The organism is Klebsiella planticola ATCC 33531 (assembly GCF_000735435.1).
GTDB lineage: Bacteria > Pseudomonadota > Gammaproteobacteria > Enterobacterales > Enterobacteriaceae > Klebsiella > Klebsiella planticola.
Genome location: NZ_JMPP01000021.1, coordinates 18,993 through 34,690, shown reverse-complemented (window position 1 = coordinate 34,690; position 15,698 = coordinate 18,993). Strand labels below are relative to the sequence as shown.

The following is a 15,698-nucleotide window of genomic DNA, read 5'->3' as shown; positions in this document are numbered from 1 at the left end:
GAGCTACGGCGTAAAACGGGCCGGCAGCCAGGAAAACATGCGCTGGCTGATGGCTTCGCAAATCCGCACCATTGCCGGCCCAAAGGCCTGCCAGACCCCTTTACTCACCCAGACGGCAACCACCGCTACCGCCGCCGCGCCCACCATATCCAGCGGGAAATGGACCCCGAGGAAAATGCGTGACCACGCCACCGGCAGCGATGCGAGCAGGACAAACAGCCCCAGGCTGCGTAGACGCAGAGAAAGCAACGCAAACGCCGCACTGAACATCACCAGACCGTGATCGCTCGGGAAGCCGTTATCCGCCGGATGACTGATCCAGGTATGGCCCAGCGGCATCATAAACGGCCGGGGGTGGAACCACAGCGAGCCGCACAGATAGCCCAACGCAAGCGCCATCAGAATACTCAGCGTGCAAAACAGCGCCTGCCGGTGCCCCTGGCGACCGCCTAAAAACCACAGACCGAGCAGAATAGCCGGAACGATAAAGATCATTCCGCTTGCGCAGAAGCGGGCCAACGCCAGAAGGGTATCCGACGTCCCCGGCTGAGCATTCAGCGCCAGAAAAGCGCTTTGGTTAACCGTTTCGAGTACGTTCATTGCAAGGGTCCATGCCAGTCATATTACTGTCATTATCGCAACTCTCTCTTAAGTTACGCTTAACCCCGCGGCGAAGAGGTGACTCGTTTTATTGCTGGCCTCCGGTCTGGCGGATCGCCTGCGGCAATCCGGCGAGCAGCGCATCGATGGTGACCCGAATTTTCTGCGCCACCCACGGCGCCTCGGGCCAGAAGGCGGCGATCGGAAAGGTGACGCCGGCGCTTTGCGGCAGAATACAGCGCAGCCGTTCCTGTTCAACCTCCTGGGCAGCCAGCCAGTCCGGAATCCTGGCAATGCCCAGCCCGCTCACCGCCGCTGCCGCTATCGCCGTAAAATCATCCATCACCAGGTGCGCCTGCGGCGGCCAGGCCACGGGACCGCGACGGCATTTTCTGCGCTGGCGCCGCGGCGTTTTTTATTTTAGACTTATCTAAATTTAGAAAAGACTAAAATAAATGAATACACCAGAACAGCTGCAGTCCAGCGCCGGAGAAGCCGCCGCCCTGTTGAAAGCCATGAGCAATCCGAACCGGCTGATGATTCTGTGCATGCTGTGCGAGACGCCGCGCGCCAGCGCCGGCGAACTAGCACGGGTCACCGGTCTGAGCCCTTCGGCCACCTCTCAGCATCTGGCGCGCATGCGCGATGAAGGCCTGATCGGCAGTGAGCGCGAGGCGCAACGTATCCACTACTTCATCACCCACCCTGCGGTTCAGCAAATCATTACCACGCTGAAGACCATTTATTGCCCATAAGGAGCCGTCATGACTATCGTCACTCTTTCTCCTGAAGAGGCCCGGGCGCAAATCGCGCAAGGGGCCAGATTAATCGATATTCGCGATGCCGATGAATACGCCCGCGAGCACATCCCCGATGCCGAGCTGGTGCCGCTGGCGGCCCTGAATAACGGCGCAACGCTGCACACCGCCGCGGACGAAACGGTCATTTTTCATTGTCAGGCGGGATCGCGTACACAAAATAATGCCATTCGTCTGCTGGCTGCGGCGGCTCCGGCCCAGGTGAAACTGCTGGCTGGCGGCATTCAGGCCTGGAAAGCAGCGGGATTGCCCGTCAAAGAGGATAAAACCCAGCCGCTGCCGTTAATGCGCCAGGTGCAAATCGCCGCGGGCGTACTCATTCTGTTGGGCGTGGCGCTGGGCTATAGCGTCAGTAGCGGATTTTTCCTGCTCAGCGCTTTTGTCGGCGCCGGCTTAACCTTCGCCGGTATCACCAGTTTTTGCGGAATGGCGCGCCTGTTGGCCGTCATGCCCTGGAACCGACGCTGACGCCTGCGGCATCAGGCCTGTTGTATGCGGATATCCAGCTACGCTAAAGTGAAGGCGAACAGCGGCATTTATCCATGCCAGAGGAGATAAACGATGTATTCAGTAGGTGATCTGGTTCAGCCTCGTATGGGCGGACCCAAACTCAAGATTGTGGCCGTCGGTGAAGATCATATTGTCGCCGTGCAGGCCAGTAATGAACAGGGTGAGAAATATACGCTGAAGCCCGCAGACGTCACACCTTATAAAGAAGAAGGTGATTTTGGCGTTTGCTAATACACACGGTGGGATTCCCCACCGTTATTTTTTCGCTATCCGACAACAGCCTTAACTCCTGCCGAATATCACTTTCGCTAACGCTTAAATCAGAAAACTTTCCAGCGTCGCACCGGCCGCAATCGCACGGGCGATCGGCTTCGGCATACGCCCCTGGCCGGTCCAGGTTTTTTGGGCTCCGGAAAAATCGGTAAACCGATATTTTGCCGGACGCGGCTGGCGTTTTTTCGCCTCCTTCGACGGGCCTGCATTCTGCGTGACCAGCTCATCAGGCGTTATGCCGTCGGCAATCATCAGTTCCAGCCAGGTATTAATTTTTTCCTGGTATTCTGCCTGCTGTTGCAGGGCAGACTGCTGCTCTGACCGTTTTTCTTCAGTGACGACCCTGAGTTTTTCCAGCATTTCTTCAAGTACGTCAATGGAGAATTCACGCGACATTGCCCGCAGTGAACGGATATTATTCAACTTCTGTAACATTAAAGACATAAATTATTAAACGTTCCTAAATTGCATATAAGACAATAGCACCGGGTACTTTAATATATGAAGCCATTTATTACCACCTTTAATGATGTTTGATAAATATATTCAGACCACAATCTTAAATTTTTATTTAAAATAACCACAGCGGCTATCCAGTCAATACCCGGAATTAATTCAGCGATAATTTGAATAGGGTAAAAAAGCCACAAAAATATCATCAGTCCGTATATTACCTGCATGGTCAGCAGGTTAGCGGGATATGTCCGATGGATAGAGGATGTCACAACGACCCGCCAGTGAATGAACATGCATGAAAAACGAATACGCACCAACGACAGAAAACAGAATCCAATGCTATTTAAAGCGCCTTTGTGGCATAAATTATTCTAAAAGTGACGGAAATCACACTGAAACCTGACTTCAGGCGGTAGTCGGCACAATCGTGGCCTGGTGCGATCCTCACGCCCGCCCGCAAAAAAAAACATAAGACATTAATAAATAAACAAAAAATAAAGCATCAGGACAAAAGTAGCGCAGAGAAGACAAAACTACCTTTCGCAGAGTATTTTATCGACAAAAAGCCATTAAATAAAAATTTACAGCTAGTTGTCTCTTTCGATGCAGAGAGATAATCTACGCACATCAAAACAGGCAACCCAAAACGCTTTAGAAGAGCGCATTTTGTGGCGTATCAGACTTCATTTTCGAGGAGCACACCGATGTTCTCTGCGCAGTCCCGCTTGCGTCATGCGGTAGCAGACACCTTTGCGATGGTGGTTTACTGCACCGTTGTGAACATGTTGATCGAAATTTTTCTCTCCGGAATGACCTTTGAGCAGTCGTTATCTTCACGCCTGGTGGCGATTCCGGTGAACATTATTATTGCCGTGCCGTACGGATTTTACCGCGACCGCGCCATGCGCCTGGCACGTCACCTCAGCCCTTCCGCTTGGATGAAGAGTATTGCCGATGTTGTGGCTTATGTGACATTTCAGTCGCCGGTGTATGTTGCTATTTTATTTTCCGTCGGTGCCGACTGGCATCAAATTGCCGCGGCGGTGAGTTCAAATATTGCGGTATCAATGATGATGGGGGCGGTTTACGGCTACTTCCTCGATTACTGCCGCCGACTGTTCCGCGTCAGCGCTTACCAGCAGGCTAAAGCCTGAGTTTCAACACAACCTGCGACTGACCGCTGTCAGTCGCCTGCTCGTCTGTTTCCCCGCTTCACATCCCGGCACAAGTCATCATACGGTTAGTTATGCGACAGGCTCGGCTGCGCTTCGCCATATAATCCCTGCAAAAAACGCTCAAGCGCCATGCGCGAACTGAAGCCGTGTGGAATACCATAATGCTGCTGCGCATCTCCGGCCAAATACAGCGGAAACTGTTCATAATGATCGCAGGTTTTGATATCCGAGGCGGGTTCCGCCAGCGAATTACTGCGCTCTTTTAGCGCCGGATGAATAATTAAAGCGGTCCGCCCCATGCGCGCTTCGCGGTTCACATAAACATAATTATCGCCACGGCGATAGCCGTACGCTTTTTGCGTCACAACATCCATGGTGAAGCCGGCTTTTTCAAGAACACGCGCCACCTCATCGGGTCTTAAATACATACTCATTCCTCTTTATCTTTTACCGCACATTTACCTTACCTTATTCATCTTTGATAGTGCTTTCGGAAAATTCCAGAAATGGCACTGCAAAAGCATAATTCAAAATCTTGTTCTACACTTAATGACTCAATGGAATTAAGGGAGAAATCGATGGCTAACCGTCTGAACCGCAACAATGTCGATGAAAGCGCTGAAGATATTCATAACGATGTCAGCCAATTAGCGGATACGCTGGAAGAAGTGCTGAAATCATGGGGCAGCGATGCGAAAGATGAGGCTGATGCCGCACGGAAAAAAGCCCAGGCGCTGCTGAAAGAGACGCGTGCCCGTCTGAATGGGAACAACCGTGTGCAGCAGGCCGCTCGCGATGCCGCAGGCTGTGCCGATAGCTATGTGCGGGATAAACCGTGGCAGAGCGTCGGGGCCGCTGCCGCAGTTGGGCTATTTATTGGCGTATTATTGAATTTACGTCGATAATATAAACGATAAATGAAGATAACAAATACGCGTCTGCCCCTGTGTGCCTCTGGCCCAGGGGCTTTTTGTTGTCTTAGCGCATATTGACGTGAATCGCTACTTTAGGGATGACCTGAATCCTCAGTCAGCGGCTGTATTTATCAGCCGAAAACAGCGCTACTTTGAGTAGACGCACCGCCTCCGTTGCCATCGCCATCGATGTCAGATTGGTAAAGCTCACCAGCAGTCCCCCTTCGCCGCGGCTTTGCATACGCCAGTCGCTCAGCGCCTGTACCGACAGTCCGGCCTGTCGGGCTTTCACAGCCAGCGCCCGATCGTCACCGTTCACCGTAATAACCAGCTGAATACCCCCCAGCTGAGGGACGACGCTAAACCCCTGCGCCAACAGCGCGGACTCCAGCCACTGCCGGCGCTGCGCATAGCAGGTACGCATTTTCTTCAGATGACGCCAGAAATGGCCTTCGTGGATAAAGTCAGCCAGCGTCTGCTGCCACAGCGTCGGTACGCTACAGCTCATCAATTCGGCCTGCTGGCGAAAGGCAGCGACCTGCGGGAGCGGTACCACCAGCCAGGCGGCGCGTAATGCCGGAAACAGCGATTTACTGAAGCTGCCGGCGTAAATCACCCGCTGCGGGGCATCAAGACTTTTCAGCGGCGGCAGCGGCTTCCCGCGATAGCGAAATTCGCTATCGTAATCATCTTCAATAATCCAGGCGTCGTGTCGGGCAGCCCATGCCAGCAGCTGCCTGCGTCGGGACAGCGACAGCGCAACGCCCAGCGGACTCTGGTGCGCGGGAGTCAGAAGCGCGAAATGCGCATCGGGGTAATGGCGTTGCGCCCACGCCACATCCATCCCCTCTTCATCAACGGGAACCGGATCGATAACCCCTCCTTCCCCGGTTATCACCGGTCGAATCAGCGGGAAACCAGGATCCTCCATCCACATATGCTGACCTGGCTGCGCCAGAGTGCGGAGCAGCAGCCGCATGGAAGCAGCATAGTTGCCGGTCACCAGCACCTGTTCGGGCAGGCATTCAATACTGCGGGAAAGACGCAGATAATCGACAATGGCCCGACGCAGGATCATCTCGCCGCACGGATCGCCTGGCGCCAGGTCAAAACGCGTTTGCGTTCGCAGTCGCCGCCCCATCACCCGCGCCCACAGGCCTCGGGGAAAAAGATCCAGCGCCGGCAGCCCCAGCTGAAACGGCTGCGGCGCCGTCGGCGCAATGTCCGTCGGGCGACGCGCCGGTTCCCCCCGCAGCGGACTCAGACGCTCGCTGACAAAGGTGCCCGCCTGCCCTCGTCGCTCCAGCCAGCCCTGGGCCACCAGCTCACCCCAGGCATTCTCCACGGTTGCGCGGGAGACGCCCAGCTCCTGGGCATAAACCCGGCTGGCGGGCAGGCGGCTACCGGGCGCGAGTTCGCCGTGTTCAATCGCAGACTTGAGCTGTCTGGCAATGCGCTGATAGTGGGGGACTTTTTTGATTTCCATTATGGTCTGCTTTTTTCATTAAAATATGGCTATCTTTTGCAGTCCATTATAGTGCTATTTTGCTGCGGTCTTAGAACCCATTCCCCGCGGTTCATCATTGAGGAAAACATCATGAGCACACTCCGTCAGCCCTATAACGAACTGAGTCCGGAAGTCTATAACGCGCTGGTGCAGGCCAAGATTGCGCTGGAAAAAAGTGAGCTGGACGGCGCCCTGCTGGAACTGGTTTACCTGCGGGTATCACAGATTAATGGCTGCGCTTTCTGTCTGGAAATGCACAGTAAAGCGCTGCGTAAATCCGGCGTGGCGCAGACTAAACTGGATGCGCTGGCCGGCTGGCGGGTAAGCGGGCATTTCAGCGCCGCGGAACAGGCGGCGCTGGCCTGGGCGGAATCGGTGACGCATATTGCCAGCACCCATGCAGAAGATGACGTTTACCTGCCGCTGCTGGAGCATTTCAGCGCCCGTCAGATCAGCGATTTGACCTTCGCCATCAGCCTGATGAACGCCTTTAACCGCCTTGCCGTCAGCATGCGTCAGTAATTTCAGACCACGCGCCCTCCCCCTCGCCGGATTGGCCGGTGAGGGCATCACTTATCTAAAAACGCTATATATTGCGTGGTTGAACTTTTAGATAACTACATCTAGTATTTCCTGAACAGTTAACCGATAGCGGCCGTCGCACTTTTTTGCGCCGTCCTGTTATCTTAAATGGAAATACGAATCATGCGCATTACTATTTACACTAAAAATGACTGCGTCCAGTGCCATGCCACTAAGCGGGCAATGGAAAGCCGCGGATTTGCCTTCGAGATGGTGAATGTCGAGCATCATCCGGACGCCGCTGACATGCTGCGCGAACAGGGCTTTCGTCAGTTGCCGGTCGTGATAGCCGGTGAAACCCGCTGGTCCGGTTTTCGCCCGGATATGATTAACCGTCTGCGCCCCGAACCGGTGGCCAACGCATGAGCCTGATCGTCTACTTCTCCAGCAGTTCCGAAAATACGCATCGGTTCGTCCAGCGTCTGGGGCTGCCCGCGGTGCGCATTCCGCTTAACGAGCGGGAGCGCATCCAGGTAGACGCCCCCTACATTCTCATTGTCCCCAGCTACGGCGGCGGCGGCACCGCTGGCGCGGTGCCCCGGCAGGCGATCCGCTTTTTAAACGACCCGCATAACCGCCAGCGGATACGCGGCGTGATTGCCGCCGGTAACCGTAACTTCGGCGACGCCTACGGCCGGGCCGGCGACGTCATCGCACAAAAGTGCGGCGTACCGTATCTGTATCGCTTTGAGCTGATGGGCACCCCAACCGATGTCGATAACGTGCGTAAAGGAGTAAGCGAATTTTGGCAACGACAACCGCAGAACGTCTAACCACCGGAGCGGCGGATTTCCACGCCCTCAACGCGATGCTGAATTTGTACGACAGCAATGGCCGTATTCCGTTTGAAAAAGACCACCAGGCGGTAGACGCCTTTATGGCGACGCACGTGCTGCCCCATACCGTCTCTTTCACCACGCAGAATGAAAAACTGGAATGGCTGATCGCCGAAGGCTATTACGATGCCAGCGTGCTGGCACGCTACGATCGTCGTTTTGTGCTGGCGCTGTTTGACCACGCGCACGGCGACCCGTTCCGCTTCCGGACCTTTCTCGGCGCCTGGAAATTCTATACCAGCTATACGCTGAAGACCTTTGACGGCAAACGCTACCTTGAGCATTTTGCCGATCGCACCTGTATGGTCGCCCTCACCCTCGCGCAGGGGGATGAAACCCTGGCCCGGCAGTTGACCGATGAGATCCTCAGCGGGCGCTTCCAGCCGGCGACCCCCACCTTCCTCAATGCCGGGAAGCAGCAGCGCGGCGAGCTGGTCTCCTGCTTCCTGTTGCGTATCGAAGACAATATGGAATCGATCGGTCGGGCGGTAAACTCGGCATTACAGCTGTCAAAACGCGGCGGCGGCGTGGCGTTTTTGCTCTCTAATCTGCGTGAAGCCGGCGCCCCGATTAAGCGCATTGAAAATCAATCTTCCGGCGTAGTGCCGGTGATGAAGATGCTCGAGGATGCTTTCTCCTACGCCAATCAGCTTGGTGCGCGCCAGGGGGCCGGGGCGGTCTACCTGCACGCCCATCACCCGGATATTCTGCGTTTTCTGGACACCAAACGGGAAAACGCCGACGAGAAAATTCGCATCAAAACCCTGTCGCTTGGGGTCGTCATCGCGGACATTACCTTCCAGCTGGCAAAAGACGACGCCCAGATGGCGCTGTTCTCACCCTATGACGTCGAGCGCCTGTACGGTAAGCCGTTTGGCGATATCGCCATCAGCGAGATGTATGCGCAACTGGTCGCCGACGAGCGGGTCCGCAAACGCTGGATCCGCGCCCGCGATCTGTTCCAGCGGCTGGCGGAAATTCAGTTCGAGTCCGGCTATCCCTACATCATGTTTGAAGATACCGTCAACCGCGCCAACCCGATTGCCGGGCGCATTAACATGAGTAACCTGTGCTCGGAAATTTTGCAGGTCAACACCCCGTCGACCTTTGATGAAAATCTGGATTATGCCAGCGTAGGCCAGGATATCTCCTGCAACCTGGGGTCGCTGAACATTGCTCATACCATGGATTCGCCAGATTTTGCCCGCACGGTCGAGGTGGCGGTGCGCGGCCTGACGGCGGTCTCTGACATGAGCGACATTCGCTCGGTGCCATCGGTGGCGGCGGGCAATGCCGCCTCCCATGCCATCGGTCTTGGCCAGATGAACCTGCACGGCTATCTGGCCCGGGAAGGCATCGCCTATGGCAGTCCGGAAGGGCTGGACTTTACCAACTTCTATTTTTATACCGTCACCTGGCACGCGCTGCACACCTCGATGCAGATAGCCCGCGAGCGCGGTGAGCATTTTGCCGGATTTGAACAATCGCGCTATGCCAGCGGCGAATACTTCGAACGCTATTTGCAGGGTGACTGGCAGCCGAAAACGGCAAAAGTCCGCGCGCTCTTCGCCCACGCCGGCATCCGCCTGCCCGACCGCGACATGTGGCTGAAGCTCCGCGATGACGTCATGCGCTACGGTATCTATAACCGTAATTTGCAGGCCATCCCGCCTACCGGATCTATCTCCTATATCAACCATGCGACCTCGAGCATCCACCCGATTGTCTCAAAGATAGAGATCCGTAAAGAGGGAAAAACCGGGCGGGTTTACTACCCCGCGCCATTTATGACCAATGACAATCTGGCGCTCTATCAGGATGCCTGGGAAATCGGCCCGCAAAAGATTATCGACACCTATGCCGAAGCCACGCGGCACGTCGATCAGGGGCTATCGCTGACGCTCTTTTTCCCCGATACCGCCACCACCCGCGATATCAATAAGGCGCAAATCTACGCGTGGAAGAAGGGCATCAAGACGCTGTATTACATCCGTCTGCGCCAGCTGGCGCTGGAAGGTACCGAAATCGAAGGCTGCGTGTCCTGCGCGCTGTAAGGAGAACAGGATGACCCATTTAACGCGTATTCGCGCTATTAACTGGAACAACATTGAGGACGATAAGGATCTGGAGGTCTGGAACCGTCTGACCAGCAACTTCTGGCTGCCGGAGAAAGTACCGCTGTCCAACGACATTCCCGCCTGGCAGACGCTGACGGCAGTGGAACAGCAGCTCACCATTCGCGTGTTCACCGGACTGACGCTGCTCGATACGATTCAGAATACCATCGGCGCGCCGGCGCTGATGGCGGATGCGCTGACCGCGCACGAAGAGGCGGTGCTCTCCAACATCAGCTTTATGGAGGCGGTGCATGCCCGCTCCTACAGCTCAATTTTCTCCACCTTGTGCCAGAGCAAAGATGTCGATGCCGCCTATGCATGGAGCGAAGAGAACGCACCGCTCCAGCACAAAGCCCGGCTGATGCTGGAGTATTATCAGGCGGATAATCCGCTGAAGAAGAAAATCGCCAGCGTGTTTCTCGAATCCTTCCTCTTCTATTCCGGATTCTGGCTGCCGATGTATTTCTCAAGCCGCGGTAAAATGACCAATACCGCCGACCTGATTCGCTTGATTATCCGCGATGAAGCGGTGCACGGGTATTACATCGGCTATAAGTACCAAAAGGGGCTGGAAAACATCGCGGCCGACGAGCGGGAACAGCTGAAGAATTTCGCCCTCGATCTGCTGATGGATTTATACGATAACGAACTGGCCTACACCCGGGATCTGTACGCCGACAGCGGCTGGATTGAGGAGGTGAACGCCTTCCTGTGTTACAACGCCAACAAAGCGCTGATGAACCTGGGCTACGAGGCGCTGTTTCCGGCAGAGATGGCGGCGGTCAACCCGGCGATTCTGGCGGCGCTTTCGCCAAACGCCGATGAAAATCATGACTTTTTCTCCGGCTCCGGTTCCTCGTATGTGATGGGCAAAACGGAAGAAACTGCCGACGACGATTGGGATTTTTAACCTTACTTTCACCAGGAAAATATTGCCCGGTTTCCTGGTGATCTATTTCACATTATTAACTTTTATCACACAAAAAAAACCACATGATATTTCACTGACATTCTGCCGGAATATTAAGCAAGAATCGCGTGGTTCACCAATTATTCCCCTGTCATCTGTAAAAAATATTACCTGCTGATCATCAACGCTCAGCCCTTCTATCATGGGGAATACGCCGCAGTGCCCTCCTCTCATTTCGATGCCAATGGGACATTGAGGGTTGTCACAGAATCTGAGTATGTTAGGGTGTAAAAAGGTAATTATCTCCACCAGGTACTATATTGACATAATACAAATAACAGGAAACTCTCTATTGCATGGCAATTAAATTAGAAATTAAGAATCTCTATAAGATATTTGGCGAGCATCCACAGCGAGCGTTCAAATATATTGAAAAAGGATTTACCAAAGAACAACTACTGGAAAAAACGGGACTTTCGCTTGGCGTAAAAGACGCCAGTCTGACCATTGAAGAAGGCGAGATATTCGTCATCATGGGGCTTTCCGGCTCAGGAAAATCCACCATGGTTCGCCTTCTCAATCGCCTGATTGAACCCACCCGCGGGCAGGTGCTGATAGATGGCGTCGATATCGCCAAAATCTCAGAAGCCGAGCTGCGTGAGGTGCGCAGAAAAAAGATCGCTATGGTATTTCAGTCATTTGCGCTGATGCCGCATATGACCGTGCTCGACAATGCCGCCTTTGGTATGGAGCTGGCGGGTATGTCGACCCAGGAGCGCCAGCAGAAAGCGCTGGAGGCGCTGCGTCAGGTCGGCCTGGAGAATTACGCGCATGCTTACCCGGATGAGCTCTCCGGCGGAATGCGCCAGCGCGTCGGCCTCGCCCGCGCGCTGGCCATCAACCCTGATATCCTATTAATGGACGAAGCCTTCTCCGCCCTTGACCCATTAATTCGTACCGAAATGCAGGATGAGCTGACAAAATTACAGGCGAAACATCAGCGTACCGTGGTCTTTATTTCCCACGATCTTGATGAAGCCATGCGTATTGGCGATCGGATTGCCATCATGCAAAATGGCGAAGTGATTCAGGTTGGTACCCCGGATGAAATACTGAATAATCCCGCCAATGATTATGTCAAAACCTTCTTCCGCGGTGTCGATATTAGCCAGGTGTTCAGCGCTAAAGATATTGCCCGTCGAAGCCCGGTGGGCTTAATTCGTAAAACGCCAGGTTTCGGCCCGCGTTCGGCATTGAAATTATTGCAGGACGAAGACCGCGAATATGGTTATGTGATTGAACGTGGTAATAAGTTTGTCGGTATTGTCTCTATTGATTCACTGAAATCCGCCTTGAGCGAAGGTCAGGGAATTGATGCGGCGTTACTCGCATCCCCGCAGGCGGTAGATGCGCAAACGTCGCTCAGCGACCTGCTCTCCCACGTCGGCCAGGCACCGTGCGCGGTTCCGGTTGTGGATGAAGGGCACCAGTACATCGGCATTATTTCTAAAGGAATGCTGCTGAAGGCTTTAGATCGCGAGGGGGCAAACAATGGCTGATCAATCTAACCCGTGGGATACCGCACCGGCGGCGGATAGCGCTGCACAATCTGCCGATGCCTGGGGCACTCCGGCATCCGCACCGACCGATGGCGGCGGTGCGGACTGGCTAAACAGCGCGCCGGCGCCGCAGGCGGAACATTTCAACATCATGGATCCGTTTCATAAAACGCTGATCCCGCTCGACAGCTGGGTAACGCACGGTATCGACTGGATCGTGGTGCACTTCCGCCCGCTGTTCCAGGGCATTCGTGTGCCGGTGGACTATATCCTCAGCGCTTTCCAGCAGCTGTTATTAGGCATGCCGGCACCGGTTGCCATTGTGCTGTTTGCCCTTATCGCCTGGCAAATTTCCAGCGTGGGGATGGGCGTGGCAACGCTGATCTCGCTGGTTGCGATCGGCGCTATCGGCGCCTGGTCGCAGGCGATGGTGACCCTGGCACTGGTCCTGACCGCACTGCTGTTCTGTATGCTGATCGGCCTGCCGCTGGGGATCTGGCTGGCGCGTAGCCCACGGGCGGCGAAAATTATCCGCCCGCTGCTGGATGCCATGCAGACAACGCCGGCGTTCGTCTACCTGGTGCCGATTGTCATGCTGTTCGGGATTGGTAACGTTCCAGGCGTGGTGGTGACCATTATCTTCGCCCTGCCGCCTATCGTCCGTTTGACCATCCTCGGGATTAACCAGGTGCCCGCGGACCTGATTGAGGCTTCGCGCTCATTCGGCGCCAGCCCGCGTCAGCTGCTCTTTAAAGTGCAGCTCCCGCTGGCGATGCCGACCATCATGGCCGGGGTTAACCAGACGCTGATGCTGGCGCTGTCAATGGTGGTGATCGCCTCGATGATCGCCGTGGGCGGCCTTGGTCAGATGGTCCTGCGCGGGATCGGCCGCCTCGATATGGGGCTGGCGAGCGTCGGCGGCGTCGGGATCGTCATTCTGGCGATTATTCTCGACCGTCTGACCCAGGCCGTTGGCCGCGATTCCCGCAGCCGCGGCAACCGTCGCTGGTACGCAACCGGTCCTCTGGGGCTCATTACCCGCCCTTTCTGTAAATAGACTTCTCATCGCCCGGCGGCACTGCACCTGCCGGGCCCGCAGCTCTCCCTTCTCATTGATAAGGAATAACGATGCGACATAACACGATTATTGCCACAACGTTTGCCACTCTGCTCACCACCAGCGCTGCCTGGGCAGCCGACCTGCCGGGAAAAGGCATCACCGTCAAACCGATTCAAAGCACCATTACGGAAGAGACCTTCCAGACCCTGCTGGTGAGCCGCGCGCTGGAAAAACTGGGCTACACCGTCGATAAGCCCAGCGAAGTGGACTACAACGTTGGCTATACCTCGCTTGCCTCCGGCGACGCGACCTTCACCGCCGTCAACTGGCAGCCGCTGCACGACGATATGTACGCTGCCGCCGGTGGTGATAAAAGCTTCTACCGCGAAGGCGTTTTTGTTAACGGCGCGGCGCAGGGCTACCTGATCGACAAAAAAACCGCCGAACAGTACCACATCAAATCCATCGATCAGCTGAAAGATCCGAAAATCGCCAAACTGTTTGATACCAACGGCGACGGTAAAGCCGATCTCACTGGCTGTACGCCGGGCTGGGGCTGTGAAGCGGTAATTAATCATCAGATTGATGCTTATGGCCTGAGCAAAACGGTGGTGCACAACCAGGGGAATTATGCGGCGATGATGGCCGATACCATTGCCCGCTTTAAAGAAGGTAAGCCGGTTATCTACTACACCTGGACGCCGTACTGGGTCAGCGACGTGCTGAAGCCGGGCAAAGATGTGGTCTGGCTGCAGGTTCCGTTCTCCTCTCTGCCGGGCGTGCAGAAAAATATCGATACCAAACTGGCGAACGGCGCGAACTATGGCTTCCCGGTCAGCACCATGCACATCGTAGCGAACAAAGCCTGGGCTGAGAAAAACCCGGCGGCGGCAAAACTGTTTAGCATCATGAAGCTGCCGATTGCCGACATTAACGCCGAAAACGCCATGATGCATGAAGGTCACGCCTCAGAAGCGGATATTCAGGGTCACGTTGATGGCTGGATCAAAGCCCACCAGCAGCAGTTTGACGGCTGGGTGAAAGAAGCGCTGGCCGCGCAGAAGTAACCTTCCCTCAGCCCCGGATAGCGACGTGCAGTCCGGGTGCCTGATTGGCCACTCTGTTGCCCCGGCGCCGGCCGGGGCAACTTTCAGCCAGTCCCGTTCTCCCGGCGAGCACCGCTTAACAAGGTGTCAAAGCGCCCCGCTCTCTGCTAAGGTAACCTCACCTGTTCAATCATGTGATATTCACGTGAATTATCAATAAATAACGCGCTATGGAAAAACCTGCCCCTGCCAGTGAGGCCACGCTGTCTGAAGGGATTAAAGACAGTCTGCCGATTGTGATTAGCTACCTTCCCGTAGCCTTCGCCTTTGGCCTGAACGCCACCCGACTCGGCTTCACGCCGCTGGAAGGCCTGTTCTTTTCCTGCATCATCTACGCCGGCGCCAGCCAGTTCGTCATCACCGCGATGCTCGCCGCAGGCAGCTCGCTGTGGGTGGCGGCCCTCACCGTGATGGCGATGGATGTGCGTCACGTTCTGTACGGCCCTTCGCTCCGTAGCCGCATTCATCGCGCGCTGGATAAACGAAAAACCGCGCTCTGGGCTTTTGGTCTGACCGACGAAGTTTTCGCGGCGGCCACCGCCAGGCTGGTTCGCGACAACCGCCGCTGGAGCGAAAACTGGATGCTCGGCATCGCTTTCACCTCCTGGATATCATGGGTGTTCGGCACGCTGATCGGCGCCTACTCCGGTAGCGGCCTGCTGGTCGGTTTTCCGGCGGTGGAGGCCGCGCTGAGCTTTATGCTACCCGCGCTGTTTATGAGCTTCTTACTGGCCTCGTTCCAGCGTAAACAGTCTCTTAGCGTGACGGCCGCCCTGGCGGGTGCGCTGGGCGGCATTATTCTGTTCTCTATTCCAGCGGCCATCCTCGCCGGGATTGTCTGCGGCTGTCTGGCCGCGCTGATTCAGGCCAGCATTCAGGGGATGCCCGATGAACAATAACGTGCTGATTATCGGGATAGTGGTCGGCTGCGTGAACTATCTGTTTCGCTATCTGCCGCTGCGCCTGCGCGCAGGAAACGCGCGCCCGACGCGTCGCGGTCCGCTCAGCGTGCTGCTCGATACCATCGGCATCGCTTCTATCTGCGCCCTGCTGATCGTCTCCAGCGTGCCGGAAATCCTCAGCGATTCCAGACGGCTGCTGCCTACGTTGGTTGGATTCACGGCGCTGGGACTGGCGTTCTGGAAGACGCGCAGCATTATTATGCCCACGCTGCTGAGCGCGTTGGCCTATGGAATAGCATGGAAAATCACCACTTTTTTATACTTTTAAAGTATCAATTTTAGTCAATAATTGATTTGATTTATTTGTCACAAT

19 protein-coding genes and 1 pseudogene are annotated in these 15,698 nt (G+C 55.5%); 15 read left to right on the top strand and 5 right to left on the bottom strand.

Features of this window, described 5'->3' with window-relative positions; genetic code table 11:
• Positions 1-3: 3 nt before the first annotated feature.
• Positions 4-600 (bottom strand): undecaprenyl-diphosphatase, encoded by a 597-nt coding sequence (locus GRPL_RS15755; RefSeq protein WP_032698969.1) that lies wholly within the window; start codon positions 598-600, stop codon positions 4-6.
• An 88-nt stretch (positions 601-688) separates the two neighbouring features.
• Positions 689-976 (bottom strand): annotated as a pseudogene (locus tag GRPL_RS15760) (LysR substrate-binding domain-containing protein); the annotation flags it as partial.
• Between the two features lie 79 nt (positions 977-1,055).
• On the opposite strand from GRPL_RS15760, the gene GRPL_RS15765 reads away from it, so the two are divergent.
• The 3 genes from GRPL_RS15765 (at position 1,056) to GRPL_RS15775 (ending at position 2,159) form a co-directional block, all read left to right on the top strand.
• Complete coding sequence (locus tag GRPL_RS15765) at positions 1,056-1,355, top strand: ArsR/SmtB family transcription factor (protein ID WP_032696791.1); 300 nt, start codon at positions 1,056-1,058, stop codon at positions 1,353-1,355.
• A 9-nt stretch (positions 1,356-1,364) separates the two neighbouring features.
• A complete protein-coding gene (locus GRPL_RS15770; protein WP_032698966.1) occupies positions 1,365-1,886 on the top strand; it encodes a rhodanese family protein in 522 nt (173 codons plus the stop codon).
• Between the two features lie 93 nt (positions 1,887-1,979).
• The gene (locus GRPL_RS15775; RefSeq protein ID WP_015585895.1) at positions 1,980-2,159 is read left to right on the top strand and encodes a hypothetical protein; all 180 of its coding nucleotides are present in this window, start codon (positions 1,980-1,982) and stop codon (positions 2,157-2,159) included.
• A gap of 84 nt (positions 2,160-2,243) precedes the next feature.
• On the opposite strand, the gene stpA is transcribed toward GRPL_RS15775, so the two are convergent.
• Positions 2,244-2,645, bottom strand: a complete 402-nt coding sequence (stpA, locus tag GRPL_RS15780) for a DNA-binding protein StpA (RefSeq protein ID WP_032696790.1) — start codon at positions 2,643-2,645, stop codon at positions 2,244-2,246.
• Positions 2,646-3,361: 716 nt separating this feature from the next.
• Between stpA and alaE the strand changes: the two genes are divergently transcribed.
• Positions 3,362-3,811, top strand: coding sequence for an L-alanine exporter AlaE (gene alaE / locus GRPL_RS15785; protein WP_032691030.1), 450 nt, complete (start codon positions 3,362-3,364; stop codon positions 3,809-3,811).
• An 86-nt stretch (positions 3,812-3,897) separates the two neighbouring features.
• Here the strand turns inward: alaE and GRPL_RS15790 are convergent, their stop codons facing one another.
• On the bottom strand, positions 3,898-4,260 hold the full coding sequence (locus GRPL_RS15790) for a DUF2002 family protein (protein WP_032691029.1): 363 nt from the start codon (positions 4,258-4,260) through the stop codon (positions 3,898-3,900).
• A gap of 150 nt (positions 4,261-4,410) precedes the next feature.
• Here GRPL_RS15790 and GRPL_RS15795 point away from each other — a divergent pair, with 150 nt between their 5' ends.
• Positions 4,411-4,737 carry a DUF883 family protein gene (locus GRPL_RS15795; RefSeq protein ID WP_004866763.1) on the top strand — a complete coding sequence of 109 codons (327 nt, stop codon included), beginning with the start codon at positions 4,411-4,413 and terminating at the stop codon, positions 4,735-4,737.
• A 124-nt stretch (positions 4,738-4,861) separates the two neighbouring features.
• Here GRPL_RS15795 and pdxR read toward each other — a convergent pair whose 3' ends face one another.
• Positions 4,862-6,232, bottom strand: a complete 1,371-nt coding sequence (pdxR, locus tag GRPL_RS15800) for a MocR-like pyridoxine biosynthesis transcription factor PdxR (RefSeq protein WP_032691028.1) — start codon at positions 6,230-6,232, stop codon at positions 4,862-4,864.
• A 111-nt stretch (positions 6,233-6,343) separates the two neighbouring features.
• Here pdxR and GRPL_RS15805 point away from each other — a divergent pair, with 111 nt between their 5' ends.
• The 10 genes from GRPL_RS15805 to ygaH all read left to right on the top strand — a co-directional run bounded on the left by GRPL_RS15805 (position 6,344) and on the right by ygaH (position 15,653).
• Positions 6,344-6,775 carry a carboxymuconolactone decarboxylase family protein gene (locus tag GRPL_RS15805; protein ID WP_032691027.1) on the top strand — a complete coding sequence of 144 codons (432 nt, stop codon included), beginning with the start codon at positions 6,344-6,346 and terminating at the stop codon, positions 6,773-6,775.
• Positions 6,776-6,958: 183 nt separating this feature from the next.
• Entirely contained in the window at positions 6,959-7,201 is a 243-nt protein-coding gene (nrdH, locus tag GRPL_RS15810; protein ID WP_004866773.1) for a glutaredoxin-like protein NrdH, read from the top strand.
• Positions 7,198-7,608 carry a class Ib ribonucleoside-diphosphate reductase assembly flavoprotein NrdI gene (gene nrdI, locus GRPL_RS15815; protein ID WP_032691026.1) on the top strand — a complete coding sequence of 137 codons (411 nt, stop codon included), beginning with the start codon at positions 7,198-7,200 and terminating at the stop codon, positions 7,606-7,608. The genes nrdH and nrdI overlap by 4 nt, the downstream gene beginning before the upstream one ends.
• Positions 7,581-9,725, top strand: a complete 2,145-nt coding sequence (gene nrdE, locus GRPL_RS15820) for a class 1b ribonucleoside-diphosphate reductase subunit alpha (RefSeq protein ID WP_032698964.1) — start codon at positions 7,581-7,583, stop codon at positions 9,723-9,725. The genes nrdI and nrdE overlap by 28 nt, the downstream gene beginning before the upstream one ends.
• A 10-nt stretch (positions 9,726-9,735) precedes the next feature.
• On the top strand, positions 9,736-10,698 hold the full coding sequence (gene nrdF, locus GRPL_RS15825; protein ID WP_032691024.1) for a class 1b ribonucleoside-diphosphate reductase subunit beta: 963 nt from the start codon (positions 9,736-9,738) through the stop codon (positions 10,696-10,698).
• A 356-nt stretch (positions 10,699-11,054) separates the two neighbouring features.
• Positions 11,055-12,257, top strand: coding sequence for a glycine betaine/L-proline ABC transporter ATP-binding protein ProV (gene proV / locus GRPL_RS15830; protein ID WP_004866784.1), 1,203 nt, complete (start codon positions 11,055-11,057; stop codon positions 12,255-12,257).
• Complete coding sequence (proW, locus tag GRPL_RS15835) at positions 12,250-13,314, top strand: glycine betaine/L-proline ABC transporter permease ProW (RefSeq protein WP_032691023.1); 1,065 nt, start codon at positions 12,250-12,252, stop codon at positions 13,312-13,314. Before proV ends, proW begins: the two co-directional genes overlap by 8 nt.
• 71 nt (positions 13,315-13,385) lie before the next feature.
• Entirely contained in the window at positions 13,386-14,384 is a 999-nt protein-coding gene (gene proX, locus GRPL_RS15840; RefSeq protein ID WP_032698963.1) for a glycine betaine/L-proline ABC transporter substrate-binding protein ProX, read from the top strand.
• A 209-nt stretch (positions 14,385-14,593) separates the two neighbouring features.
• A complete protein-coding gene (locus GRPL_RS15845) occupies positions 14,594-15,322 on the top strand; it encodes an AzlC family ABC transporter permease (RefSeq protein WP_032691022.1) in 729 nt (242 codons plus the stop codon).
• On the top strand, positions 15,312-15,653 hold the full coding sequence (gene ygaH / locus GRPL_RS15850) for an L-valine transporter subunit YgaH (RefSeq protein WP_032696787.1): 342 nt from the start codon (positions 15,312-15,314) through the stop codon (positions 15,651-15,653). The genes GRPL_RS15845 and ygaH overlap by 11 nt, the downstream gene beginning before the upstream one ends.
• The last annotated feature ends 45 nt before the right edge of the window (positions 15,654-15,698 follow it).